General features: G+C 60.4%; 19 protein-coding genes. 11 read left to right on the forward strand and 8 right to left on the reverse strand.

What is annotated here, in order from left to right; genetic code table 11:
- Window positions 1-143: 143 nt before the first annotated feature.
- From ntrC to glnA, 4 genes are all read right to left on the reverse strand, one after another.
- Window positions 144-1580 (reverse strand): nitrogen regulation protein NR(I), encoded by a 1437-nt coding sequence (ntrC, locus tag HX875_RS01320; protein ID WP_008435682.1) that lies wholly within the window; start codon window positions 1578-1580, stop codon window positions 144-146.
- Window positions 1577-2662: a nitrogen regulation protein NR(II) gene (gene glnL, locus HX875_RS01325; protein WP_003218001.1), complete on the reverse strand. Its 1086-nt coding sequence runs from the start codon at window positions 2660-2662 to the stop codon at window positions 1577-1579. The genes ntrC and glnL overlap by 4 nt, the downstream gene beginning before the upstream one ends.
- Window positions 2663-3028: 366 nt before the next feature.
- On the reverse strand, window positions 3029-3565 hold the full coding sequence (locus HX875_RS01330; protein ID WP_177041042.1) for a chorismate mutase: 537 nt from the start codon (window positions 3563-3565) through the stop codon (window positions 3029-3031).
- Between the two features lie 183 nt (window positions 3566-3748).
- Entirely contained in the window at window positions 3749-5155 is a 1407-nt protein-coding gene (glnA, locus tag HX875_RS01335) for a glutamate--ammonia ligase (protein ID WP_177041043.1), read from the reverse strand.
- Window positions 5156-5489: 334 nt separating this feature from the next.
- Here glnA and thiI point away from each other — a divergent pair, with 334 nt between their 5' ends.
- Window positions 5490-6944 carry a tRNA uracil 4-sulfurtransferase ThiI gene (gene thiI, locus HX875_RS01340; protein ID WP_063033503.1) on the forward strand — a complete coding sequence of 485 codons (1455 nt, stop codon included), beginning with the start codon at window positions 5490-5492 and terminating at the stop codon, window positions 6942-6944.
- Between the two features lie 139 nt (window positions 6945-7083).
- Window positions 7084-8904 (forward strand): translational GTPase TypA, encoded by a 1821-nt coding sequence (gene typA / locus HX875_RS01345; RefSeq protein ID WP_053140412.1) that lies wholly within the window; start codon window positions 7084-7086, stop codon window positions 8902-8904.
- 195 nt (window positions 8905-9099) lie between these two features.
- Here the strand turns inward: typA and HX875_RS01350 are convergent, their stop codons facing one another.
- Window positions 9100-9534: a YkgJ family cysteine cluster protein gene (locus HX875_RS01350; RefSeq protein WP_017478181.1), complete on the reverse strand. Its 435-nt coding sequence runs from the start codon at window positions 9532-9534 to the stop codon at window positions 9100-9102.
- Window positions 9535-9769: 235 nt separating this feature from the next.
- Between HX875_RS01350 and HX875_RS01355 the strand changes: the two genes are divergently transcribed.
- From HX875_RS01355 to HX875_RS01370, 4 genes are all read left to right on the forward strand, one after another.
- Entirely contained in the window at window positions 9770-12220 is a 2451-nt protein-coding gene (locus HX875_RS01355; protein ID WP_177041044.1) for a glycogen/starch/alpha-glucan phosphorylase, read from the forward strand.
- Between the two features lie 174 nt (window positions 12221-12394).
- Window positions 12395-15931: a DUF2339 domain-containing protein gene (locus tag HX875_RS01360; RefSeq protein ID WP_177041045.1), complete on the forward strand. Its 3537-nt coding sequence runs from the start codon at window positions 12395-12397 to the stop codon at window positions 15929-15931.
- Entirely contained in the window at window positions 15931-17286 is a 1356-nt protein-coding gene (locus HX875_RS01365) for a DUF3999 domain-containing protein (protein ID WP_177041046.1), read from the forward strand. Before HX875_RS01360 ends, HX875_RS01365 begins: the two co-directional genes overlap by 1 nt.
- A 107-nt stretch (window positions 17287-17393) precedes the next feature.
- Window positions 17394-18404 carry a class 1 fructose-bisphosphatase gene (locus HX875_RS01370; protein ID WP_177041047.1) on the forward strand — a complete coding sequence of 337 codons (1011 nt, stop codon included), beginning with the start codon at window positions 17394-17396 and terminating at the stop codon, window positions 18402-18404.
- Between the two features lie 56 nt (window positions 18405-18460).
- Here the strand turns inward: HX875_RS01370 and HX875_RS01375 are convergent, their stop codons facing one another.
- Both HX875_RS01375 and HX875_RS01380 read right to left on the reverse strand, forming a co-directional pair.
- Window positions 18461-18784: a type II toxin-antitoxin system RelE/ParE family toxin gene (locus HX875_RS01375; RefSeq protein WP_177041048.1), complete on the reverse strand. Its 324-nt coding sequence runs from the start codon at window positions 18782-18784 to the stop codon at window positions 18461-18463.
- On the reverse strand, window positions 18781-19053 hold the full coding sequence (locus HX875_RS01380; RefSeq protein ID WP_177041050.1) for a type II toxin-antitoxin system Phd/YefM family antitoxin: 273 nt from the start codon (window positions 19051-19053) through the stop codon (window positions 18781-18783). Before HX875_RS01380 ends, HX875_RS01375 begins: the two co-directional genes overlap by 4 nt.
- Window positions 19054-19286: 233 nt before the next feature.
- Between HX875_RS01380 and HX875_RS01385 the strand changes: the two genes are divergently transcribed.
- Window positions 19287-19541: a hypothetical protein gene (locus HX875_RS01385; protein WP_003217986.1), complete on the forward strand. Its 255-nt coding sequence runs from the start codon at window positions 19287-19289 to the stop codon at window positions 19539-19541.
- 32 nt (window positions 19542-19573) lie between these two features.
- Window positions 19574-20143 (forward strand): lipocalin family protein, encoded by a 570-nt coding sequence (locus HX875_RS01390; protein ID WP_177041051.1) that lies wholly within the window; start codon window positions 19574-19576, stop codon window positions 20141-20143.
- Between the two features lie 113 nt (window positions 20144-20256).
- On the opposite strand, the gene HX875_RS01395 is transcribed toward HX875_RS01390, so the two are convergent.
- Complete coding sequence (locus HX875_RS01395; protein WP_177041052.1) at window positions 20257-21621, reverse strand: formimidoylglutamate deiminase; 1365 nt, start codon at window positions 21619-21621, stop codon at window positions 20257-20259.
- A gap of 147 nt (window positions 21622-21768) precedes the next feature.
- Here HX875_RS01395 and hutC point away from each other — a divergent pair, with 147 nt between their 5' ends.
- The 3 genes from hutC (at window position 21769) to hutU (ending at window position 25118) form a co-directional block, all read left to right on the forward strand.
- Window positions 21769-22479, forward strand: coding sequence for a histidine utilization repressor (gene hutC / locus HX875_RS01400; RefSeq protein WP_003217980.1), 711 nt, complete (start codon window positions 21769-21771; stop codon window positions 22477-22479).
- Window positions 22476-23036 (forward strand): HutD/Ves family protein, encoded by a 561-nt coding sequence (locus tag HX875_RS01405; RefSeq protein ID WP_177041054.1) that lies wholly within the window; start codon window positions 22476-22478, stop codon window positions 23034-23036. The genes hutC and HX875_RS01405 overlap by 4 nt, the downstream gene beginning before the upstream one ends.
- A gap of 411 nt (window positions 23037-23447) precedes the next feature.
- The gene (gene hutU / locus HX875_RS01410; RefSeq protein ID WP_177041055.1) at window positions 23448-25118 is read left to right on the forward strand and encodes a urocanate hydratase; all 1671 of its coding nucleotides are present in this window, start codon (window positions 23448-23450) and stop codon (window positions 25116-25118) included.
- Window positions 25119-25156 lie beyond the last annotated feature (38 nt).

Below are 25156 nucleotides of genomic sequence, written 5' to 3' on the forward strand. Positions count from 1 at the left end.
CGTTAGTCGGGTACAAAACAAATGTGGGAGCTGGCTTGCCTGCGATGGCGCTGTGTCAGTCGATACATTCAGTGACTGACACAGCGCCATCGCGGGCAAGCCCGGCTCCGACATTAGATCTTCAGTGGATCAGGGATTAGTGATCAGGCCTCATCACCTTCGTCATCATCCCCACCGTCGACCTTCATCCCCAGCTCCTTGATCTTGCGCGTCAGGGTATTGCGGCCCCAGCCCAGCAGCACGGCGGCGTCGCGACGACGACCGGCGGTATGCTTGAGGGCGGTTTCGATCATGATCCGCTCAAACGCCGGTACAGCGCTGTCCAGCAGGTTCGACTGGCCACGTGCCAAAGCCTGGTCGGCCCATTGGCGCAGCGCCTGCTCCCAGTTGGTCACCGGTGCCGAATCCTGAGGCAGGCTCAGCAGCTCCGGCGGCAGGTCGCTGATATGCACTTCGCGCCCCGAAGCCATCACCGTGATCCAGCGGCAGGTGTTCTCCAGCTGACGTACGTTGCCCGGCCATGGCAGGTTCTTCAGGTATTCCTCGGTCTCGCTTTTCAGCAGCTTCGGCTCGACGGCCAGCTCCTGGGCGGCGCGGCTGAGGAAGTGACGGGCCAGGGTCGGGATGTCTTCGCGGCGGTCCGACATCCGGGGAATGTGGATACGGATCACGTTCAAGCGGTGAAACAAGTCTTCACGGAATTTCCCGGCATGCACCAGGGTTTCCAGGTTTTGGTGGGTCGCCGCGATAATGCGAACGTCGACCTTGACCGGCGTGTGCCCGCCTACCCGATAAAACTCGCCATCTGCCAGCACCCGCAGCAAGCGCGTCTGGGTGTCGGCGGGCATGTCGCCGATTTCATCGAGGAACAGCGTGCCGCCATCGGCCTGTTCAAAACGGCCACGGCGCAGGTTGGCCGCACCGGTGAACGCGCCTTTTTCATGGCCGAACAGTTCCGACTCCATCAGATCCTTCGGAATCGCCGCCATGTTCAGCGCGATAAACGGCGACGCCGCCCGTGGGCTGTGACGGTGCAGGGCGTGGGCCACCAGCTCTTTACCGGTACCCGACTCGCCGTTGATCAGCACGGTGATGTTGGAATGGCTCAAACGCCCAATGGCACGAAACACTTCCTGCATCGCTGGCGCTTCGCCGATGATTTCCGGGGTACGGGTCAGGGCTGGCGGAGCTTCCTGGTTCTGCTGCTCCTGGGCGTGCTGGTTGGCGCGTTTTACCAGCGCCACCGCTTCGTCCACGTCGAACGGTTTTGGCAGGTATTCAAAGGCGCCGCCCTGATAGGACGCGACAGCGCTGTCCAGGTCCGAGTGCGCGGTCATGATGATCACCGGCAAGCGCGGGTGCTGCTCGCGAATCCGCGCCAGCAAGTCCAGGCCACTGGCGCCGGGCATGCGGATGTCGGAGATGATCACGTCGGGCTGCTGGCGAGCCAGGCGGCTCATCACCCCGTCGGCGCTGTCGAAGCTCTGGGTGGTCATGCCTTCCTGTTGCAAGGCTTTCTCCAGGACCCAGCGGATAGAACGGTCGTCATCGACGATCCAGACAGTTTCACTACGGCTCATGTCGATGGGGCTCCTTGTTCCAGTGGCAGAAAGATCGAGAACGTGGTGTGGCCGGGATGGCTCTCACACTCGATCAAACCCTGGTGCTGGCTGATGATGTTCTGGGTAATGGCCAAGCCGAGCCCGGTACCGTCCGGGCGGCCGCTGACCATTGGGAAAAAGATGGTTTCCTGCAGTTCGGCCGGGATGCCCGGGCCGTTGTCGATGATCTCGACCTTGGTCACCAGGCGATGGCGCACGTGGCCGATGGTGAACTGGCGCAGGGCGCGGGTGCGCAGGCTGATGCGGCCCAGGCGCAGTTCGTTCTGGCTGCTGATGGCCTGCATGGCGTTACGCACGATATTGAGCACCGCCTGGATCATCTGCTCGCGGTCGATCAATACGTCGGGGATGCTTGGGTCGTAGTCGCGCACCAAGGTGATGCAACCCTGGCTTTCGGCCTCCACCAGCTGGCAAACACGCTCCAAAACCTCGTGGACGTTGGTCATCGCCAGCGACGGCAGCTTGTTGGAGCCGAGCATGCGGTCTACCAGGTTACGCAGGCGGTCGGCTTCCTCGATGATGACGTTGGTGTAGTCCTTGAGGTTCTCGTCCGGCAGCTCGCGGGCCAGCAACTGTGCAGCGCCGCGAATCCCGCCCAGGGGGTTCTTGATCTCATGGGCCAGGCCGCGCACCAGCATCTTGCTGGTTTCCTGTTTGGACAGTTGCGCCTCTTCCTTGGTGATGCGCAGCAGGCGATCGCGAGGATGAACCTCCAGCAGCAGCAAGGTGGCGCCGTGGCTCAGGATCGGTGTGACCGCGTAATCCACGGTCAGGGTCTGGCCGGTGAGGGCGGTGAGCATCGCTTCGCGCTTGGTGAACGGGTGCGCTTGCTCCACGGCCTGGCGCAGCGAACTCAAGGCCTCGGCCGACTCGGTGAACAGTTCGCTGATGAATTGCCCATGGCTGCGCTGTCCGCTGATGGCCAGCAGCATCTCCGCCGCCGGGTTCATGTACTCAAGGCGCAGTTCGTCATTGAGCAGAATGGTCGCGGTGGTCAGGTTGTCGAGTAGCAGGCGGTGCAGTGCGTCGCTGATGGTCATTAGGACCTCTTTTGGAGCAAGGCGCGGGCTTGAGGCACACGCTGATACAAGGAAAATGCAAAAACCAAACCAAAGCTCCGAAAAGAAGCGTTAAAGCCCTGAAATGGGGGCTTAAGGCGCGAAACTGTGGCGTTCTGCCAGCTTGAGCGGGAAGTTTCGAACCAAAATGGGCTGGGCAAGTGGGAAGGGTGCAGCGTATCGCACCAATATAGTGCGATTTTGAAAAATCTGTTCAGGAACTCGTGTCACTGAAACCTGTGGGAGCTGGCTTGCCTGCGATAGCTGACTACCCGTTGGTATTTTGGTTGCTGACACACCGCTATCGCAGGCAAGCCAGCTCCCACACTTTTGATTGGGTACGCAGTTTTAGTTCTGGTAGACACACAACTCGGCAGTGGCGCGAATCATCGCCAGTTGGTGCAGCGGGTCGTTGGCTGGTGCGTGATTGGCCTGGGCCAGCCATTGCGGACACTGCGGGTTGCTGCGCTCCGGGGTGAAGTCCGCCAGTCGTTGCAGCAGGCGTTTTTGCAGCAGGTCCAGTTTTGGGCGAATCTGCCCGACCAAATCAGGGCGTGGGTCATTGGGCGCCTTGCCTTGCAACTGCCAATCGGACAGGTGAGCGTATTGCACCAATTTGTTTGCCTCGATCTGGGCCGAGAAAAACTGCTCGGCTTGCGCCGGTGCCAGTTTGTAGCTCGGCGCCTGGGCCACCACGCTGGCGATCACGTCCTGCTCTCGTGCACGGTCCTCGACGGGCTTGTGGCTGTCCCATTTGCTCAGGGCCACCTGGTCGGCGATCGCCAGGCGCTCGGCGATGCTGTCGAGCAGTGGGGCGAGGGTGGGTGGTGCTGCGAATACATTGGCGCTGACGAACAGCAAGGCGAACGCAAGTCGACGTTTCAACGGTGATCTCCTGTGGGAGCGGGCTTGCCCGCGAAGGTCGTTAACGATAACGCGTAAATATTGAAGAAATGCAGTGTCCTTGAGTTTTTCGCGGGCAAGCCCGCTCCCGCAGGGTTTTGCGGGCAAAAAAAAGACCTCCCGAAGGAGGCCTTTTTCATCACGCCACTAAGCGGCGCTACCGGATCAGCAGCTGTAGTACAGCTCGTATTCCAGTGGGTGTACGAAGGTGCGGACCTTGATTTCTTCTTCGCTTTTCAGGGCGATGTAGGCATCGATAAAGTCGTCGCTGAACACGCCGCCTTTGGTCAGGAACGCACGGCCCTTGTCCAGCTCTTCCAGGGCTTCTTTCAGGCTACCGCACACTTGTGGGATCTCTTTGGCCTCTTCAGGCGGCAGGTCGTACAAGTTTTTGTCGGCGGCGTCGCCAGGGTGGATCTTGTTCTGGATACCGTCCAGGCCGGCCATTACCAGGGCAGCGAAGGCCAGGTACGGGTTGGCTGCCGGATCCGGGAAGCGGGCTTCGATACGGCGAGCGCGAGGGCTGGACACGTAAGGAATACGGATCGAAGCGGAACGGTTGCGAGCCGAGTAGGCCAGCATTACCGGAGCTTCGAAACCTGGGACCAGACGCTTGTAGGAGTTGGTCGACGGGTTGGTGAAGCCGTTCAGGGCCTTACCGTGCTTGATGATACCGCCGATGAAGTACAGGGCAGTGTCGGACAGGCCGGCATAACCTTCGCCAGCGAAGGTGTTCTTGCCATCTTTGGCGATGGACAGGTGAACGTGCATACCCGAACCGTTATCGCCGTACAGAGGCTTAGGCATGAAGGTCGCGGTACGGCCGTAGGCATCAGCCACGTTGTGTACGCAGTACTTCAGGGTCTGAACTTCGTCAGCCTTGGCAACCAGGGTGTTGAACTTCACACCGATTTCGTTCTGGCCGGCAGTCGCCACTTCGTGGTGGTGAACTTCGATGACCAGGCCCATCTCTTCCATGGCGTTGCACATGGAGGTACGGATTTCGTGGTCGTGGTCGAACGGAGGAACCGGGAAGTAGCCGCCTTTGATACCTGGACGGTGGCCTTTGTTGCCGCCTTCCACGTCCTGGTCGGACATCCACGAACCTTGTTCGGAGAAGATTTTGAACATGGAGCCAGAGATGTCGGACTTGAACTTGACCGAATCAAAGATGAAGAATTCGGGTTCCGGACCTACGAATACGGTGTCACCGATACCGGTCGACTTCAGGTATTCCTCGGCACGCTTGGCGATCGCACGTGGGTCACGGTCGTAGCCTTGCATGGTCGAAGGCTCGATCACGTCGCAGACGATGATCAGCGTTGGGTCTTCGGTGAACGGGTCGAGTACGGCGGTGCTGTCGTCCGGCATCAGGATCATGTCGGAAGCTTCGATGCCTTTCCAGCCGGCAATGGAGGAGCCGTCGAACATTTTGCCTTCTTCGAAGAAGGCGTCATCCAGCGCGTCGCGAGCCGGCATGGTCACGTGGTGCTGAGTGCCTTTTGTGTCCGTGAAGCGCAGATCAATCCATTTGACGTCATGATCTTTGATGAGTTGAACCGACTTCGACATAGTGTCCTCCGGGTGGCTTCGGGCTGGGGTAGTGGAGTTAGCCCTTAGAATGTGGGTGATGCCGGCGCGAATACTCGACCAAGGCAACCTGCCTCACAAGAGAGCAAATTGCATGCCAGTGCCCCGACATGGGTTTTTTGCCACAAAAACGCCCCTATAAAGGTGCAATCCGCTGAAACGGAATAAATTGCGCACCGCAATGTAGCGCTTATTTTCGTTTATGACCCGTTTTGGTGCGCGAAAGGTCAGTTGCATATTAACTGGTTAAACCTTGAGCGATTTCCGCTATAATCCGCGCCCCCCTTTTTCGGCTGGGCCTGCGCGCGCTGTTTTCATGAAATTAATCGTTAAAGTCTTCCCCGAGATCACCATCAAGAGCCGACCGGTACGGATGCGTTTCATCCGTCAATTGGCCAAGAATATCCGTGCCGTGCTCCGCGATCTGGACCCGGCGGTGGTGGTGAACGGTGTGTGGGACAATCTCGAGCTGGAAACCCGCCTCACAGACCCCAAAGCCTTGAAGGACATGACCGAGCGCCTGAGCTGCGTGCCGGGCATCGCGCATTTCCTGCAGGTCGACGAGTACCCGCTGGGCGACTTCGACGACATCACCGAAAAGTGCAAGCAGCACTACGGCGATGTGCTGGCAGGCAAGGTGTTTTCGGTGCGCTGCAAACGCGCCGGCAAGCATCCGTTCAGCTCCATGGATGTCGAAAAATACGTCGGCAGCAAGCTGCGTCGCGAGTGCGGCGCCGCCGGAATTTCCCTGAAAGCGCCGCAAATTGAAGTGCGGATGGAAATTCGCGACCAACGGTTGTTTGTGATCCACAGCCAGCACGACAGCATCGGCGGCTACCCGCTGGGCGCCCTGGAACAGACCCTGGTATTGATGTCCGGCGGTTTCGATTCCACCGTGGCGGCCTACCAGATCATGCGCCGCGGGCTGATGAGCCACTTCTGCTTCTTTAACCTGGGCGGGCGTGCACACGAATTGGGCGTGATGGAAGTCGCGCATTACATCTGGAAGAAGTACGGCAGCTCGCAACGGGTGCTGTTTGTCAGCGTACCGTTCGAGGAAGTCCTGGGAGAAATTCTCGGGAAAGTCGATAACAGTCATATGGGCGTAGTATTGAAGCGTATGATGTTGCGCGCTGCGTCCCGAATCGCGGATCGGCTGGAAATCGACGCACTGGTCACCGGTGAAGCGATTTCCCAGGTGTCCAGCCAGACCCTGCCGAACCTGTCGTTGATCGACTCTGTGACCGAGAAGCTGGTATTGCGCCCGCTGATCGCCAGTCACAAGCAAGACATCATCGACCTGGCGACCCAGATCGGCACGGCGGATTTCGCCAAGCACATGCCGGAATATTGCGGGGTCATCTCGGTGAACCCCAAGACCCACGCCAAGCGCAACCGCGTGGAGTACGAAGAACAACAGTTCGACATGGCGGTTCTCGAGCGTGCGCTGGAGAACGCCAAACTGGTGCCGATCGATCGGGTTATCGACGAATTGGGCCAGGATTTGCAGATCGAAGAAGTCAGCGAGGCTCTGGCCGGTCAGATCATCATCGACATCCGTCACCCGGATGCCGCTGAAGACGAGCCGCTGGAAATCGCTGGCATCGACGTACAAACGCTGCCGTTCTATGCATTGAATGCGCGTTTCAAGGAACTGGATGACAGCCGTCAGTACCTGTTGTATTGCGACAAAGGCGTGATGAGTCGCCTGCATGCCCACCATTTGCTCAGTGAGGGGCATGCCAATGTGCGCGTTTATCGACCGAGCTAAGAGCCCGGGGCTGTTTGCCTGTGGCCTGCGTCACCGGCCCCCCGACTCTGCCGTCAAGCTGTAACGGCAAGGCCTGACTCTACTGTTAATCGCTGCCACGACCTGTCAGCACACCGAATCCTCTGATCGAGATACACAAGTGATCGAAAATCTACGCAACATCGCCATCATTGCTCACGTTGACCATGGTAAAACCACCCTGGTAGACAAACTCCTGCGTCAATCCGGCACCCTGGAGCGCAACGAGCTCAACGACGAGCGCGTGATGGACTCCAACGACCAGGAAAAAGAGCGCGGTATTACCATCCTGGCTAAAAACACCGCCATCAACTGGAACGGCTACCACATCAACATCGTGGATACCCCGGGCCACGCCGACTTCGGCGGCGAAGTAGAACGCGTAATGTCGATGGTTGACTCCGTTCTGCTGCTGGTTGACGCTCAAGACGGCCCTATGCCGCAAACCCGTTTCGTGACCAAGAAGGCTTTCGAAGCCGGCCTGCGTCCGATCGTGTGCATCAACAAGGTTGACCGTCCAGGCGCGCGTCCGGACTGGGTTCTGGACCAGATCTTCGACCTGTTCGACAACCTGGGTGCTACCGAAGAACAGCTGGATTTCCAGGTGATCTACGCCTCTGCCCTGAACGGTATTGCCGGTCTGGAACACACCGCCATGGCGGAAGACATGACCCCGCTGTACCAGGCAATCGTTGACCACGTTCCACCACCGAAGGTTGACCGTGAAGGCCCGTTCCAGATGCAAATCTCGGCACTGGACTACAACAGCTTCCTGGGTGTTATCGGCGTTGGCCGTATCGCTCGTGGTAGCGTCAAGCCGAACACCCCGGTTGTCGCCATCGGCGCCGACGGCAAGAAGCGCAACGGTCGTATCCTGAAGCTGATGGGTCACCACGGCCTGCACCGTATCGACGTTGAAGAAGCTTTCGCCGGCGACATCGTGTGCGTAAGCGGTATGGACTCGCTGTTCATCTCCGACACCCTGTGCCAGCCGGACACTGTCGAGGCGATGAAGCCTCTGACCGTTGACGAGCCAACCGTTTCCATGACCTTCCAGGTAAACGACTCGCCTTTCTGCGGTAAAGAAGGCAAGTTCGTGACTTCCCGTAACATCAAGGAACGTCTGGACAAAGAGCTGCTGTACAACGTTGCTCTGCGCGTTGAAGAAGGCGACTCCGCTGACAAGTTCAAGGTTTCCGGCCGTGGTGAGCTGCACCTCTCGGTACTGATCGAAACCATGCGTCGCGAAGGCTTCGAAATGGGCGTTGGTCGTCCGGAAGTGATCATCCGTACTGTTGACGGCGTGAAGCAGGAACCGTTTGAAAACGTGACCATCGACACCCCTGAAGAATCCCAGGGCAAGGTCATGGAAGAGATGGGCCTGCGTAAGGGCGACCTGACCAACATGGTGCCGGATGGCAAAGGCCGTGTGCGTCTGGAATACAACATCCCTGCTCGTGGTCTGATCGGTTTCCGTAACCAGTTCCTGACCCTGACCAACGGCGCTGGCATCCTGACCTCGATCTTCGATCGCTACGACACCATGAAGTCCGGCGACATGTCCGGCCGTCAGAACGGTGTTCTGGTATCGGTAGAAACCGGCAAGGCGCTGACCTACTCCCTGGAAACCCTCCAGGCGCGTGGCAAGCTGTTCGTTGAACACGGTCAAGAGATCTACAACGGTCAGATCGTTGGCCTGAACAGCCGTGACAACGACATGGGCGTCAACCCAACCAAAGGCAAGAAGCTCGACAACATGCGTGCTTCGGGTAAAGACGAAACCATCGCTCTGGTTCCACCTGTTCGCTTCACCCTGGAACAGGCCCTGGAATTCATCCAGGACGACGAGCTGTGCGAAGTCACGCCTAAGTCGATCCGCCTGCGTAAGAAGATCCTGGACGAAGGCGAGCGTACCCGCGCTGCCAAGAAAGCCAAGAACTGAGTTAACTCAGGCTGAATGAAAAACGCCCCCGGTCGAAAGGCCGGGGGCGTTTTTTTGTGCCTGCAGTTTTTGTGGTGACTGCGACGGCCTCATCGCGGGCAAGCCCGGCTCCCACATTTTGATAGATGAAACATTCAACTGTGGGAGCTGGCTTGCCTGCGATAGGGCCCTCAAGGCCCCCCCCAAAAATCCGGGTCAGAACTTGTCGAGGGTCTTGAACTTGGTCTCGCGCACCACTTCCTTCGGCTTGTACGCGCAATACCCCGGCCGCGGTCCGATTTTCGGGTGATTGCGGCAAGTATCCGGGCGCTTGTCATAAATAGTGCAGAAGCGGCTCTTACGATCCAGGTACAGGCAATCGTTGTTGCTCATGCGCTGCAGGGTAAAGATCTCGGATTTGGCGTTGAAGCGCTCGACGATACCTTCCTTCTGCAAGCGCTTGGCGATGTTCTTCGGCGGGTCGCCACGCTCGAACTCATCGACGATGCCGATACGGATCAGGTCCTTGATCTTCACCTCAACCGGCAGGGTGCAGCAGCTCGACACGCAGCCGCCACACATATGGCTTGAGTATTTCTGCCAGGTCTCGAGACGGTCGAGTTCCGCGGCGGCGATCAGTTGAGGCTTCATCAGGTTTCCAAGAGGGGTGTTATCCGGCGCGGGATCATACCGGAATTGGTGTTTTTTTGAACAATATCTTCCGGGTTTCAGCTCGAAGGCTGCGCCGAGCCACAAACGGGCACGGCCCCTGCATCAAATTCCCGCAAAGGTGAATGAGTTAAAAAACTGCCGAACCAGAGCGTCTACCGTCTGTCAGACCGTCTAGGCTCTAGCAACTCCTTCTATCTCGCCCGAGGTCGCATCGATGTCTCAGGAACCGCTTGTACGAGAAGCAGAGGTAGCCGCATTTCGCGATGCCGTCTTGACCAAACTTACCTATGCGGTGGGCAAGGACCCCGATCACGCCTTCGACCACGACTGGTTCGAAGCCATTGCACTGGCCGCCCGCGACCATATGGTCGACCACTGGATGGACCACACGCGGCACATCTACCGCAAGGGGCAGAAGCGGGTCTATTACCTCTCGCTGGAATTCCTGATCGGCCGTCTGCTTTACGACAGCCTGAGCAACCTCGGCTTGCTGGACGTGGCCCGCGAGGCCATGAGCGAGCTGGGTGTGGACATGGAGCGCATTCGCCTGCTGGAGCCCGACGCGGCCCTGGGCAACGGTGGCCTTGGCCGACTGGCAGCGTGCTTTATGGAAAGCATGTCGACCCTGGGCATTGCCGGCCACGGTTATGGCATTCGTTATGAGCACGGCCTGTTCCGTCAGGCGATTGTCGATGGCTGGCAGCAGGAGCAAACCGAACGCTGGCTGGATTTCGGCAACCCCTGGGAGTTCGAACGCGCCGAGGTGATCTACCCGATTGGCTTTGGCGGCGGCGTGGAAACCCTGCTGGATGCGTCCGGCAAGTCGATCCAGGTCTGGTCGCCGAATGAAACCGTGCGTGCGGTAGCCTACGACACCCCGGTGGTCGGCTGGCGTGGCGCCAGCGTCAACACCTTGCGCCTGTGGCGTGCCCGGGCCGTGGAAGACCTGCACCTGGAGCGCTTCAACGCCGGCGACCACCTGGGTGCCGTGGCCGAAGTGGCCCGTGCCGAAAGCATCTCTCGAGTGCTTTACCCGGCCGACAGCACCGAAGCGGGGCAGGAACTGCGCCTGCGCCAGGAATACTTCTTCGTTTCCGCCTCGCTGCAGGATCTGCTGCGCCGCCACAAGAACATGCACGGCTCGGTACTGAGCCTGGGCGAACACGCGGCCATCCAGCTCAACGACACGCACCCCTCGATCGCGGTGGCCGAGTTGATGCGCCAGTTGGTGGACCTGCACGACATCCCGTGGGATGCCGCCTGGGATGTCACCGTCGAAACCCTGTCGTACACCAACCACACCTTGCTTCCCGAGGCGTTGGAGACCTGGCCGGTGGGCTTGATGGAACGCATGCTGCCGCGGCACATGCAGATCATCTACCTGATCAACGCCCAACATATCGACTCGCTGCGGGCCAAGGGCATCCACGACTTCGACGTGCTGCGTGCGGTGTCGCTGATCGAGGAAGACAACGGCCGCCGCGTGCGCATGGGCAACCTGGCGTTCCTCGGTTCCCACAGCGTGAACGGCGTGTCCGGCCTGCACACCCAACTGATGCGCAGCACGGTGTTCTCCGAACTGCACAAGCTCTACCCGGACCGCATCAACAACAAAACCAACGGTATTACCTTCCGCCGCTGGCTGTACCAGGCCAACCCCAAACTCACCGCGATGCTGGTGGAGGCCCTGGGTCCGGACGTACTGGATAACCCCGAGCAACGCCTGGTGGACCTGGAACCGTTCGCCGAGAAGCAAGCCTTCCGCAAGGCCTTCGCTGAACAGCGCCTGCACAGCAAGCGGGCACTGGCCGACATCATTCACGAGCGCCTGGGGATTTCGGTCAACCCGGCGGCGATGTTCGATGTGCAGGTCAAGCGGATCCACGAGTACAAGCGCCAGCTGTTGAACCTGCTGCACACCGTCGCGCTGTACCAGGCGATCCGTGCCGAGCCGGGCACCGACTGGGTACCTCGGGTGAAGATCTTCGCCGGCAAGGCGGCGGCCAGCTATCACCAGGCCAAACTGATCATCAAGCTGACCAACGACATCGCCCGTACCGTCAACAACGACCCGACGGTGCGCGGGTTGCTCAAGGTGGTGTTCCTGCCCAACTACAACGTCAGCCTGGCGGAAAGCATCATTCCGGCGGCCGACCTGTCGGAGCAGATTTCCACTGCCGGTTTTGAAGCGTCGGGCACCAGCAACATGAAATTCGGCCTTAACGGTGCGCTCACCATCGGCACCATGGACGGCGCCAACGTGGAGATGCACGAGCGGGTGGGCGCCGACCACATGTTCATCTTCGGCCTCAGCGCCCAGCAGGTGGAAGCGCGCAAACACGCCGGTGAGTTCAATGCCGGGCCGGAAATCGCCGCGTCCCATCGCTTGAACGATGTGCTGCAAGCGATTCGTGGCGGGGTGTTCTCGCCGGATGATCCGGGCCGTTATGCCGGGTTGGTGGATTCGCTGATCGACTACGACCGCTTCCTGGTCTGTGCCGACTTCGATTCCTACTGGGATGCCCAGTCCCGGGTCGAGGCGCATTGGCACGATTCCAAGGAATGGTGGCGCTCGGCGGTACTCAATACTGCACGCATGGGCTGGTTCTCGTCGGACCGGACCATCCGCGAGTATGCGACCGAGATCTGGAAAGCGTTGGACTAGGCACCGCAGATCCCGCTGCTTTGTGTGGGAGCTGGCTTGCCTGCGATAGCATCACCCCGGTGTTACTGAGAAACCGCGGAGATTGCATCGCGGGCAAGCCCGCTCCCACATTTGGGTTGTGTCGATATACTAAGCCTCGGTTTGCCCGCTTCGGGCTGCTTAGGGATATCGACCATGCAATGGATTTTCATGCTGATTGGCCTGGTGCTCGGCTGGACACTCGACGAGTCGTTCAGTGATGCGGGCATTGGTGCGCTCCTCGGTTTGGGCATTGGCCAGGCGATCCGCCTGTCGATGCTCGCCTCGCGCACGGAGGAGCAAGGCCGTCAGTTGGAGTCTGCCCGCAACGCCCTGAAAGGGGTGGAGCAACGTCTGGCCTTGCTGGAAAGGCCGGCTGCCGTTGAAACCCCCGAACCTATCCTTGTCGAAGAGCCGCTGCCGGTAACGGCGTCGCCCGAACTCGTCTGGGAATTACCCGCCGAATTGGAACCTGCGTACGCAACGGTAGCGGCCGAGCCCAGCCAGCCATTGCCGGCTGACGTCTGGAGGGCCGAACCGAGCGACAGCATCCCTGAACAGCCCGCCGCGCCAGCGGTGCCCCGTGGCCCCAATCTCATCGAGCGCGCCATCAGTGGCGCACGCAACTGGCTGTTCGGTGGCAACACCGTTTTGCGGGTCGGAGTGGTGCTGTTGTTCCTCGGCCTGGCATTCCTGCTGCGTTATGCCACTGAAGGCATGGTGGTGCCGATCGAGCTGCGTTATGCGGGCGTTGCCGGCTGTGCGCTGGCCTTGCTGGGCCTGGGCTGGTGGCTGCGGCTGCGCAACAGCAACTACGGGTTGATGCTGCAAGGTACCGGCATCGCCGTGCTGTACCTGACGGTGTTCGCGGCCATGCGCCTGCACCCGCTGCTCGATCCCGGTGCCGCCCTCGGTCTGCTGGTGGCGGTCACGGTTTTTTCGGCGATCCTGGCCATTACCCAGGACGCCCTCGGCCTGGCCTGCGCCGCTGCCCTCGGCGGTTTTGCGGCGCCGATCCTCACGTCCACCGGCGCTGGCAACCATGTGGCGCTGTTCAGCTATTTCGCCCTGCTGAACGCGGGCATACTCGCCATCGCCTGGTTCAAGGCCTGGCGCCTGCTCAACCTGATCGGATTCGTCGGCACCTTCGGTATCGGCTTCGCCTGGGGTATGCGCTCCTACACACCCGAATTGTTGTGGAGCACCGAGCCGTTCCTGATTCTGTTCTTCCTGATGTACCTCTGCATCGGCCTGTTGTTCGCCCGGCGCAAATTGCTGGAGATGAGCGATGCGCCGCAGGATGACAGCCGTGGCGCGCTGCTGCGCTGGTCGGCGGCCAAGGGCGATTATGTCGACGGCAGCATGCTGTTCGGTCCGCCGGTGGTGGGCTTCGGGTTGCAGTTTGCGCTGGTGCAGCACCTGGAGTTTGCCGCTGCGTTCAGCGCGCTGGCCCTGGGCATTATCTACATGGGCCTGGCCCGTTTGCTGAGTGGCGGGCGCGCCTTGCTGCTGGCGGAAACCTGCCTGGCCCTGGGTGTGATCTTCGCCAGCCTGGCGATCCCACTGGGCCTCGACGCACGTTGGACCGCAGCGGCCTGGGCGGTGGAAGGCGCCGGGATCTTCTGGCTCGGCCTGCGTCAGCAGCGGCCTCTGGCGCGGGCGTTTGGCTTGCTGTTGCAAGTCGGCTCGGCGCTGGCGTTCCTCAGCGAGTTGCGGGTTGGCGAAACCAGCCTGTTGGATGGCGCACCGTTGGGGGCGTTGTTGCTGGGCGCGGCATTGCTGTTCAGTTTCTCTCAACTGCGCAAAGCCTCGGTTGAACAAGCGGCGAATTGGGAGCGTCGCGGCTTGCCAGTGTTGGCCAGTGTCGGCCTGGGTTTCTTGTACCTGCTTGCGCCGTTGCTGCTGTTGACCCAAGGCACCGCAATCAGTTGGGCTGTCGCGGGCCTTGCAACCTTGCTGGTGGGCCTGCGCATCGGCTCGCGTACGTTCCTCTTCACCGCGTTTGCCGTGCAACTGTTGGGTGGCGCGCTGTTCCTGCTGCGCCTGCAGGCGGGTGCTGATTCAAGCGCGGTGTTCAGTGCCGGCTGGAGCGGGTTGCTCACCGCTTCGCTGATAGGTCTGGCGTTGATCGGCGGCATGCTGCTGGCCGCGCGGGACAGCATGGTGCGCAGCGATGTGCGGTTGTTGCGTGGCTTGTCGGTAGTACTGCTGGCCGGGCTGGTGTTGATCAATCTGGCGGTGCTGTTCGTGCTGCCATGGGAGACCGCCAGCGGCGTGTGGGCGGCCAGTGGCTTGTTGATCATCTGGCTGAGCCTGTATCTGCAACAGCGCGTCAGTTTTGTCTTCGGGTTGTTGCTGCAGGTGATCGGCGGCGCTTCGTTCCTGATCGCGGTGCCGGACTTGCTCGGGCCGCTGACCAGCGAAGGCCTGCGTCCCCTGGGCCATAGCGGCTTCTGGACGCCGATGGTGCTTGGGCTGGCGGCGCTGGTCGGTGCCTGGCGTTTGCAGCGTCGGCCGCATGCGCCAGTGTTCGAGGCGTTGAGTCTGCAGCGCTTGTCCGACGTGCTGCTGGTGTGGGGCGCGGCCTGGTGGACGCTGGCGTTGGTCAGTGAAGTGCTACGTTTTGCGCCCTCGACGCTGCAAGGTACCTGGCTGTTGGCAGTGGCGGCGGTGAGTGTGGCGATCTGGGCGGTGTTGGCCCTGAGGCTGCAATGGGCGTCGCTGGGCTTGCTGTGCGCGTTGTTGATGCCGGCGGCCGGCGTGGTGTTGCTGGGCTCATGGGACTCGCGTTATCACCCGGCGGCAAATTTCGCCTGGCTGGCGTGGGCGGCGGTGTTTGCGGTGCACTTCGTTTCGCTGCGGCGCCTGGCCTTGGTCATCCCGGAAAAAGCCTTGGGCGCCGCCCATGTGCTCGGCTGCTGGATGCTGATTGGCGTGTTGGCGCTGGAGCTGCGCTACGGCCTGTTACTGCTGTCCGAGGAATACAACGCCTGGCGCTGGCTGGGCTGGGCGATTCTGCCAAGCCTGTACCTGGTGCTGGCCGCTGTGCCGCGCAATTGGCCATGGCCGGTGTCGGCGTACCCGCGCGAGTACCGGTTGTATGCCGCGTTGCCGTTGGCGGTGTTGATGCTTGGCTGGTTCTGGCTGGCAAATATCTTCAGCGACGGCACCGCCGAACCGCTGCCGTATGTGCCGCTGCTTAATCCGCTGGATATTGGATTGCTGTTCGCGCTGCTGGGTGTGTACCTGTGGTCCCGCAGCGCCGCACCCCAGCGTGGGCCACGCGCCGAACTGATCGCCCAGGCGGTCGCCGGTGTGTCGTTGTTCGCCTTCTTCACCGCCCTGGTGATGCGCACGGCTCACCATTGGGGTGGCGTGCCGTTCCATCTGGATGCGCTGCTGGAATCGATGCTGGTACAGGCCGGGCTGTCGATCGTCTGGACCCTGATTGCCCTGAGCCTGATGATCGGTGGCCATCTGCGTCATCGGCGCGAGGTGTGGCTGATCGGTGCCGTGTTGATCGCGGTGGTGGTCGCCAAATTGTTCTTCGTCGAACTGAGCAACCGCGGCGGGCTGGCGCGGATCGTATCGTTTATCGGTGTGGGCGGGCTGTTGCTGGTGGTGGGCTATTTCGCCCCGTTGCCGCCCAAGCGTCCCGAGCCGGTGGTTGAATCTGAAGGAGTGGCCTCTTGATGGGCAAGCTGAGTGTGGTGCTGTTGGGGTTGTGCACAACGTGTTCGGCCTGGGCCCAGGAAACCCCCGCCGACTTCACCACGCGGGTGCCGCTGACGGTCAGCGGCGAAGGCCCGTGGTACCGCCTGGAACTGCCGCTGGTGGTGCAGTTGAGCGCCCGTCAGGCTGACCTGAATGACGTGCGGGTGTTCAACGCCGCCGGCGAGCCCCAGGCTTACGCGCTGGCGCGGCAGTCGGCGCAAAGCACCGAAAGCCGCAGCCTGGCCAACGTGAAGTGGTTTCCACTGTACGCCGCGGCCGACTCCACTGAGACCGTGCCCAGCGTACGCGTGCAATCCACATCCACGGGCACGCTGGTGCAGGTGCAGCCGCCCAGCCAGTTGGAGGCCGGCGAAGAAGTCCTGCGCGGCTGGCTGCTCGATGCCAGTGCGATCAAGGCCCCGTTGCAGCAACTGATTCTCGACTGGACCAGCGAACGCGACGGCTTCCAGCGTTTCAGCATCGAAGCCAGCGACGACTTGCAGCACTGGCGCTCCTGGGGCGAAGGGCAGGTGGCGCGGCTATCGTTTGCCGACGAGCGCGTCGAGCAGCATGAAGTGAGTTTGCCGGGGCAATCGGCGCGTTATCTGCGCCTGCTGTGGAAAGGCCAGGCCGCACCGGCGCTGACGTCGGCGCAGTTGGAAAGCGTCAATGCCCATAGCTTGCCGTTGCCGCTGGTGTGGTCGCAGCCTTTGTCGGGCAGCCGTCTCAAGGCCGGCGAATACAGCTGGCAGTTGCCCAATGCGCTGAACGTCGAACGTTTGCGTATTGATTTGAGCCAACCCAACAGCCTCGCGCCAGTCACCTTGTCGGGTCGCCGGGAAAGCAATCAGGCCTGGCAGCCCTTGAGCAGCGGTTTGCTTTACCGGCTGACGCAGAATGGCCAGGATGTTCTGCAGAACGAATTGCAGTTGCCGGGCCAGGCCGTTGCTCAGCTCAAACTCGACGTGGACGAGCGCGGCGGCGGTCTCGGTGTGGAGGCACCGGCCTTGAGCTTTGCGGTTCGGGCCACGCAGTTGGTGTTCCTTGCGCGGGGCGAACCACCGTTCACTTTGGCGTTGGGCAACCCGTCGGTGAAGGGTGCGAACTTGCCGCTGTCGACGTTGATTCCGGATTACAGCGCCGAGCGCCTCGCGGGGCTTGGGCAGGCGAAAGTGGCGGGCGAGGCAGTGGTGACTTCGCCTGCGGTTGTGGCCACTGTTGATACCGGGCCGAACTGGAAAAAACTCGGTCTCTGGGCCGTGCTGCTGCTCGGTGTGGCGGCACTGGGGGCCATGGCCTACAGTTTGCTGCGCAAGCCGCCGGTGGCACGTTAAATAAAGTCCATGAACTCTATTGGGTTTAAATCCTCTCATATGAGGAAATACGCCCCGACTCGCGTTAAACTGCGCGGGTTTTTAGCCCCCTATTTCCGGAGCCTTCCATGTCCCGCGTTACCCTGAGTCGCTATTTGATCGAGCAGACCCGCAGCAACAACACGCCTGCCGATCTGCGCTTCCTTATCGAAGTGGTGGCGCGTGCTTGCAAGGAAATCAGCCACGCCGTCTCCAAAGGCGCGCTGGGTGGTGTCCTGGGCAGCATGGGCACTGAAAACGTACAAGGCGAAGTACAGAAGAAGCTCGACGTGATTTCCAACGAAATCCTGCTCGAAGCCAACGAATGGGGCGGTCACCTGGCCGGCATGGCGTCCGAAGAAATGGACAATGCCTACCAGATCCCGGGCAAATACCCGAAAGGCGCTTACCTGCTGGTATTCGACCCGTTGGACGGTTCTTCGAACATCGACATCAACGCACCGGTCGGCACCATCTTCTCGGTACTGCGTTGCCCGAACGAATACCTGAGCCAGAACGAAGCGCTGAATGAAAAGGCCTTCCTGCAGCCGGGCACCGAGCAGGTGGCTGCCGGTTACGCGATCTACGGCCCGCAGACCATGCTGGTGCTGACCCTGGGCGACGGCGTCAAGGGCTTCACCCTGGACCGTGAAATGGGCAGCTTCGTGTTGACCCACGAAGACATCTCCATTCCTGCGACTACCCAGGAATTCGCCATCAACATGTCCAACCAGCGTCACTGGGAAGCTCCGGTACAGCGCTACGTGAACGAGTTGATGGAAGGCGAGGAAGGCCCGTTGAAGAAGAACTTCAACATGCGTTGGGTGGCTGCGATGGTTGCCGACGTGCACCGCATCCTGACCCGTGGTGGCCTGTTCATGTACCCACGTGACAGCCGCGAGCCGTCCAAACCGGGCAAACTGCGCCTGATGTACGAAGCCAACCCGATGTCGTTCCTCGTGGAGCAGGCGGGCGGTGCGTCCACCGACGGCCACCAGCGCATCCTCGACATCCAGCCTGAAGGCCTGCACCAGCGCGTGGCGGTGTTCCTGGGTTCGAAGGAAGAAGTTGAGCGTGTGACCGGTTACCACAAGGCGTAAGTCTTTGCGGTAAGCAAAAAGCCTCGAATGCTTTCAGCAGTTCGGGGCTTTTTTGTTTATTGAATAAGGCTTTTCAGCAGTAACGCCTGAAAGCTTTTCCGTGTATCGGCAATGATATGGACGTAAACGGTTTTATCTTGGATCTCATAAATGATCCGATTCATCCCGCACACAGTCTGTCCGTAGCGGCCGAGATGGAGCTTTTCAAGTTCTTCGGGTATGGATCCGGCATAAGGCTGGGTTTCCAGGCGACGAAGAGCTTGCTTCAACGTGTCGTAGGTTTGTTGCCATGACGCTGCAGAGAACTGTCGGATCAGATAGGACTTAATTTCCTTGAGGTCGTTTTTGGCGGAGTGAAGGATTACAACGTTGAAACTCATTGTTCATCGTCCTTGTCCAGTTCCGCGAACACGTCCTCCATGTCTTGAAACTGGCCCAATTCAATTTGTCGGCTACCTAAGGCTAGAAGCTTCAACAGGGCCATGGTTTCTGCTTGTTCTTCAAAACTTTTCACGTCCATCACAACCAGCTTGGCCTCACCATTTTGGGTGATTACCAGTGGCTCACGGCTTTCAGTTAAATTTTTGACGATCTCTGCAGTGTGGCTTTTCAAGTAGCTGATGGGTTTGATCTGGGATGAGAGTTTCACGGGACGATCCTTTCTCGAAGATAGGACTGATTTTAGTCTTTATTTGGTCCTTCGTGACATTGCAGTGGTTTATTGCCGCTGTCATCCGACGAAACGCACCCATTTTTTAAGCCCGAATAAAGTCGCTGGATTGAAAAAAGAAATACCACCCCCCATCGGGAACCAGACACCCCTTTTCCCTTCTAAGCTTCTGGCAGACCCCCAAGCTGCTTCGTCTCTCCAGGAGTTTTTCCATGTCGTTACGCCGTCTCGCCCTGTTGTCGTTTTGCGTGCTTCTGGCCGCTTGCAGCAAGGTCACTCAAGAAAATTACGCAAAACTGTCGGCCGGCATGCCCAAGGCCGAGGTGGAGTCGTTGTTGGGCAAGCCGACTGATTGTTCTGGCGCGCTGGGTATGTCCAGTTGCACCTGGGGCGATAAAAACAGCTTTATCAGCGTGCAATACGCCGGTGACAAAGTACTGATTTTTTCCGGGCAAGGCCTGAAGTAAACCGGGGCGAAAGCCTGCGGGAGAAAAACAACATGATGCGTTTCGTTCTATACCTCTGCGCCAGCCTGTTTTTGGCGGGCTGCGCCAGCCATTCTGGCGATGATCTGCAACCCAAGACGGTTGGCAGCGTCAACCTCAAGCGTTACCAGGGCACCTGGTATGAGTTGGCCCGTTTGCCGATGTACTTCCAGCGCAATTGCGCGCAGTCCGAAGCCCGTTACACGCTGCTGCCCGATGGCAATATGTCGGTGTTCAACCGCTGCCTGACGCCGGAGTGGAAGTGGCAGGAAGCCAAGGGCACGGCCACGCCGCAAGTTGCCGGCAGGACCGACAAGCTCTGGGTGGAATTCAATAACTGGTTCACCGCGCTTCTGCCGGGCGTGACCAAGGGCGATTACTGGGTGTTGTACATCAGCGATGACTACAAGACCGCCATTGTCGGCAGCCCGAGCCGGCGCTATATGTGGTTGTTGTCCCGCACGCCGACAGTCAGTGCCGACACTCGCGAAGACCTGCTGAGCAGGGCGCGGCAACAGGGGTATGACACTACCCGGTTGATCTGGCGGACGTCGGACAAGCAGATGGCGAAGACTTCGCAGTAACTGAAGAGCGCTGCCATTCCAATGTGGGAGCTGGCTTGCCTGCGATAGCGGTGTTGGATTCACCACTGCTATCGCAGGCAAGCCAGCTCCCACATTTTGTTATGTGTCGTCTGTCAGCCCAACAAATCCCGCAAGACCTGGGTAAACGCCCGGCTGCTGTCTTCTTCGGCAGCGTGATGCCCGTCGCGAATTACCCACTGGCCGTTGACCAGCACATCGCGCACCTGACGATCCCCGCCGGCAAACAGCCAGCGATTGAGAATCCCGTCTTCGTTCGCCGTCGCCAGGTACGGATCGTTGCCATCCAGCACCAGCCAATCGGCACGCTTGCCGACTTCCAGGCGCCCGATCGGCTGCCCCAGTGCCTCGGCACCACCGTCCAGTGCGGCATCGAACAGCGTACGCCCGACCATCGGCTGATCGCTGCGATACAGCCGGTTACGCCGCTGGTCCCGCAGACGCTGCCCGTATTCCAGCCAACGCAATTCTTCCACCACGCTCAGTGATACGTGGCTGTCGGAACCAATCCCCATGCGCCCACCCTGGGCCAGGAAATCCACCGCCGGGAAAATCCCGTCGCCCAGGTTGGCTTCAGTGGTCAGGCACAGCCCGGCAATCGCCCGACTCTTGGCCATCAATGTCACTTCTTCCGGATTGGCGTGGGTGGCGTGTACCAGGCACCAGCGCTGATCCACTTCAACATGGTCATACAGCCATTGCAGCGGACGCTGGCCGCTCCAGGCCAGGCAGTCGTCGACTTCCTTTTGCTGCTCGGCGATATGGATATGCACCGGGCACGCCTTGTCGCTGGCGGCCAGTACTTCGCTGATCTGCTGTGGCGTGACCGCACGCAGCGAGTGGAAGCACAGGCCCAGTTGCTGCGCCGGTTGTGCGGCCAGGATCGGTTGCAGGCGTGATTGCAGGTTCAGGTAATTCTCGGCGCTGTTGATAAAGCGCCGCTGGCCTTCATTGGGTGCCTGGCCGCCGAAACCGGAATGGCTGTACAGCACCGGCAGCAAGGTCAGGCCGATGCCGCTGCTGGCGGCTGCCTGGCTGATTTGCCGCGACAGCTCCGCCGGGTCGGCATAGGGCTGGCCGTTGACGTCGTGGTGCACATAATGAAATTCGGCCACCGAGGTGTAGCCGGCCTTGAGCATCTCGATATACAGCTGGCGCGCGATGACCTGCAGTTGGTCGGGGCTGATCTTGCCGACCATCCGGTACATCAAGTCACGCCAGGTCCAGAAACTGTCGTTCGGGTTGCCGGCCACTTCCGCCAGCCCGGCCATTGCCCGCTGGAACGCGTGGGAATGCAGGTTCGGCATGCCCGCCAGCACCGGCCCCCTGAGCCGTTCGGCACCGTCTGCGCTGGCGTTGGGCTCAACCTTGGTCAGCAGGCCGTCGGCGCTGACTTCAAGACGTACATCATTGGCCCATCCATTAGGCAGCAGCGCGCGTTCGGCAAAGAAAGCGGACATGATTAAGGCACCCCGGTCGTGTGTTTATTTGTATATACATATACAGACGTTTGCCTGCTCGGTAAACTCCGGCAAGCTATGCTTCTTTTTCACCTGCAAGGATTCCCTGTGCCGACTCCGCCCGCCAAGTCTTCACTGGCTGCCCACATGGACGAAAGTCCGGCGCCCTTGTATGCCCGTGTCAAACAGATGATCAGCCAGCAGATTCTCAACGGCAACTGGCCGCCTCATTACCGCGTGCCGTCGGAAAGCGAACTGGTCAACCAGTTGGGCTTCAGCCGCATGACCATCAACCGCGCCCTGCGTGAGTTGACCGCCGAAGGCCTGCTGGTGCGCATGCAAGGCGTGGGCACGTTTGTCGCCGAGCCCAAGAGCCAGTCGGCGCTGTTTGAAGTGCACAACATTGCCGACGAGATCGCGTCCCGCGGCCATCGTCATACCTGCAAAGTCATTACCCTCGGTGAAGAAGCTGCCGGTTCCGAGCGCGCCGTCGCCCTGGAAATGCGCGAAGGCGGGCGGGTGTTCCACTCGTTGATCGTGCACTACGAAAACGACATCCCGGTGCAAATCGAAGACCGTTTCGTCAACGCCCTGGTAGCGCCGGAATACCTGCAGCAGGATTTCACCCAGCAAACGCCATATGCCTACCTCAACCAGGTGGCGCCGCTGACCGAAGGCGAGCACGTAGTTGAGGCGATCCTCGCCGACGCCGACGAATGCAAGCTGCTGCAAATCGAAACCAGCGAGCCATGCCTGCTGATTCGCCGCCGCACCTGGTCGGGCCGCCAGCCGGTGACCGCCGCGCGTTTGATCCACCCCGGTTCCCGTCATAGCCTGGAAGGACGTTTCAGTAAATGAGTTCGATGAAAGTCTGGCGCGCCGCCGATTACGTGCGCATGCCGTGGAAAAACGGCGGCGGCAGCACTGAAGAAATCACCCGTGATGCAGGCGAGGGCCTGGACGGTTTTGGCTGGCGCCTGTCGATCGCCGATATCGCCGAGTCGGGCGGGTTTTCTACCTTCGCCGGGTACCAGCGGATCATCACCGTGCTGCAAGGCTCGGGCATGGTGCTCACGGTGGATGGCGAGGAACAGCGCGGGTTGTTACCGCTGCAGCCGTTCCCGTTCAAGGGTGACAGCCAGGTGTCCTGCCGATTGATCGGCGGGCCGATCCGCGATTTCAACCTGATCTATTCACCGCAGCGCTATCAGGCGCGGTTGCAGTGGATGGACGGTACGCAGCGTTTCTTCAGCGCCGCGCACACCGTGCTGGTGTTCAGTGTGGCCGATGAAGTGAAGGTGCTCGGTGAGCGTCTGAGCCGTCACGACTGCCTGCAACTGGACGGTAACACCGGCCTGCTGGACGTCAGCGTCATGGGTCGTTGCTGCGTCATCGAACTGACTGCATGTGGTTAAAAATGTGGGAGCTGGCTTGCCTGCGATAGCGGTGTATCAGCAGCAGATGCATGGCTGACCAACCGCTATCGCAGGCAAGCCAGCTCCCACAGTTGATCTCCAGCGACGCTGGAAACTGTTTCCAGCCCCCGCACCAACTTGTTACCGAACGCCCCAGCATGGCGCAAAGCACTGCCTCGGTGACAAGTCTCCCGCGCTGTAAAAATCCCCTGTAAGAAAATTCATCAACCAGCGAAGCCTTATTTTCCAAGGCTTTCACCCTCATCCCGGAAAATTCTTCAAACCGTGCGCGCAAAGTTGGCCGCTTGATTGCATATGCTTGTATGTACAAGTAAAGATGTGTGCGTAAGAGTCCATGGACATCCTCTTCGCACCAATCATGTTCGCGCATTGATCGTTGAGGAATTTTTTGTGACCAAGCCTACCAAGTACCGTGACGTTGAAATCCGTGCCGCACGCGGCAATACGCTGACCGCCAAAAGCTGGCTGACTGAAGCGCCGCTGCGCATGCTGATGAACAACCTCGACCCACAGGTTGCCGAAAACCCGAAAGAACTGGTGGTGTACGGCGGCATCGGCCGTGCCGCGCGCAACTGGGAATGCTACGACCAGATCGTCGAAAGCCTGACCAACCTCAATGACGACGAAACCCTGCTGGTGCAATCCGGCAAGCCCGTCGGCGTGTTCAAGACCCACAGCAATGCCCCGCGCGTGCTGATCGCCAACTCCAACCTGGTGCCGCACTGGGCGAGCTGGGAACACTTCAACGAACTCGACGCCAAGGGCCTGGCCATGTACGGCCAGATGACCGCCGGCAGCTGGATCTACATCGGCAGCCAGGGCATCGTGCAGGGCACCTACGAAACCTTCGTCGAAGCCGGTCGCCAGCACTACAACGATGACCTCAAGGGCCGTTGGGTCCTGACCGCCGGCCTCGGCGGCATGGGCGGCGCCCAGCCATTGGCCGCGACCCTGGCCGGTGCCTGCTCGCTGAACATCGAATGCCAGCAGGTCAGCATCGACTTCCGCTTGAACAGCCGTTATGTCGACGAGCAAGCCACTGACCTCGACGACGCCCTGGCGCGCATCGCCAAATACACCAAGGAAGGCCGCGCGATTTCCATCGCCCTGCTGGGCAACGCTGCTGAAATCCTGCCGGAACTGGTCAAGCGCGGCGTGCGCCCGGACATGGTCACCGACCAGACCAGCGCCCACGACCCGCTCAACGGTTACCTGCCCGCCGGCTGGACCTGGGACGAATACCGCGCCCGCGCCAAGACCGAACCGGCCGCCGTGATCAAGGCTGCCAAACAGTCCATGGCCGTGCACGTCAAAGCCATGCTCGAGTTCCAGAAGCAAGGCATCCCGACCTTCGACTACGGCAACAACATCCGTCAGATGGCGCAGGAAGAAGGTGTGGAAAACGCCTTCGACTTCCCGGGTTTCGTACCGGCCTACATCCGTCCGTTGTTCTGCCGTGGCATCGGCCCGTTCCGTTGGGCTGCGCTGTCGGGCGACCCGCAAGACATCTACAAGACCGACGCCAAAGTCAAAGAGCTGATCCCGGACGACGCCCACCTGCATAACTGGCTGGACATGGCCCGCGAGCGCATCAGCTTCCAGGGCCTGCCGGCACGTATCTGCTGGGTTGGCCTGGGCCAGCGCGCCAAGCTGGGCCTGGCGTTCAACGAAATGGTGCGCAGCGGCGAGCTGTCGGCACCGGTCGTGATCGGCCGCGACCACCTCGACTCCGGCTCGGTGGCCAGCCCCAACCGTGAAACCGAGTCGATGCAGGACGGTTCCGACGCCGTGTCCGACTGGCCACTGCTCAACGCCTTGCTCAACACCGCCAGCGGCGCCACCTGGGTTTCGCTGCACCACGGCGGCGGTGTCGGCATGGGCTTCTCCCAGCACTCGGGCATGGTGATTGTCTGCGACGGTACCGACGAAGCCGCCGAGCGTATCGCTCGCGTGCTGCACAACGACCCGGCCACCGGGGTGATGCGTCATGCCGATGCGGGTTACCAGATCGCGATCGACTGCGCCAAAGAGCAGGGCCTGAACCTGCCGATGATCAAATAAAGACCGGCTCGGTTCCTGTGGGAGCCGGGCTTGCCCGC

This window comes from Pseudomonas yamanorum, from assembly GCF_013386765.1.
Taxonomy (GTDB): Bacteria; Pseudomonadota; Gammaproteobacteria; order Pseudomonadales; family Pseudomonadaceae; genus Aquipseudomonas; species Aquipseudomonas yamanorum_A.

Bases quoted from the DNA above. Each gene is read 5' to 3' on its own strand.
- ntrC (WP_008435682.1), bottom strand. From the start codon at position 1,580: ATGAGCCGTAGTGAAACTGTCTGGATCGTCGATGACGACCGTTCTATC.
- glnL (WP_003218001.1), bottom strand. From the start codon at position 2,662: ATGACCATCAGCGACGCACTGCACCGCCTGCTACTCGACAACCTGACC.
- glnA (WP_177041043.1), bottom strand. From the start codon at position 5,155: ATGTCGAAGTCGGTTCAACTCATCAAAGATCATGACGTCAAATGGATT.
- thiI (WP_063033503.1), top strand. From the start codon at position 5,490: ATGAAATTAATCGTTAAAGTCTTCCCCGAGATCACCATCAAGAGCCGA.
- HX875_RS01350 (WP_017478181.1), bottom strand. From the start codon at position 9,534: ATGAAGCCTCAACTGATCGCCGCCGCGGAACTCGACCGTCTCGAGACC.
- HX875_RS01355 (WP_177041044.1), top strand. From the start codon at position 9,770: ATGTCTCAGGAACCGCTTGTACGAGAAGCAGAGGTAGCCGCATTTCGC.
- HX875_RS01360 (WP_177041045.1), top strand. From the start codon at position 12,395: ATGCAATGGATTTTCATGCTGATTGGCCTGGTGCTCGGCTGGACACTC.
- HX875_RS01365 (WP_177041046.1), top strand. From the start codon at position 15,931: ATGGGCAAGCTGAGTGTGGTGCTGTTGGGGTTGTGCACAACGTGTTCG.
- HX875_RS01370 (WP_177041047.1), top strand. From the start codon at position 17,394: ATGTCCCGCGTTACCCTGAGTCGCTATTTGATCGAGCAGACCCGCAGC.
- HX875_RS01375 (WP_177041048.1), bottom strand. From the start codon at position 18,784: ATGAGTTTCAACGTTGTAATCCTTCACTCCGCCAAAAACGACCTCAAG.
- HX875_RS01385 (WP_003217986.1), top strand. From the start codon at position 19,287: ATGTCGTTACGCCGTCTCGCCCTGTTGTCGTTTTGCGTGCTTCTGGCC.
- HX875_RS01390 (WP_177041051.1), top strand. From the start codon at position 19,574: ATGATGCGTTTCGTTCTATACCTCTGCGCCAGCCTGTTTTTGGCGGGC.
- HX875_RS01395 (WP_177041052.1), bottom strand. From the start codon at position 21,621: ATGTCCGCTTTCTTTGCCGAACGCGCGCTGCTGCCTAATGGATGGGCC.
- hutC (WP_003217980.1), top strand. From the start codon at position 21,769: ATGGACGAAAGTCCGGCGCCCTTGTATGCCCGTGTCAAACAGATGATC.
- HX875_RS01405 (WP_177041054.1), top strand. From the start codon at position 22,476: ATGAGTTCGATGAAAGTCTGGCGCGCCGCCGATTACGTGCGCATGCCG.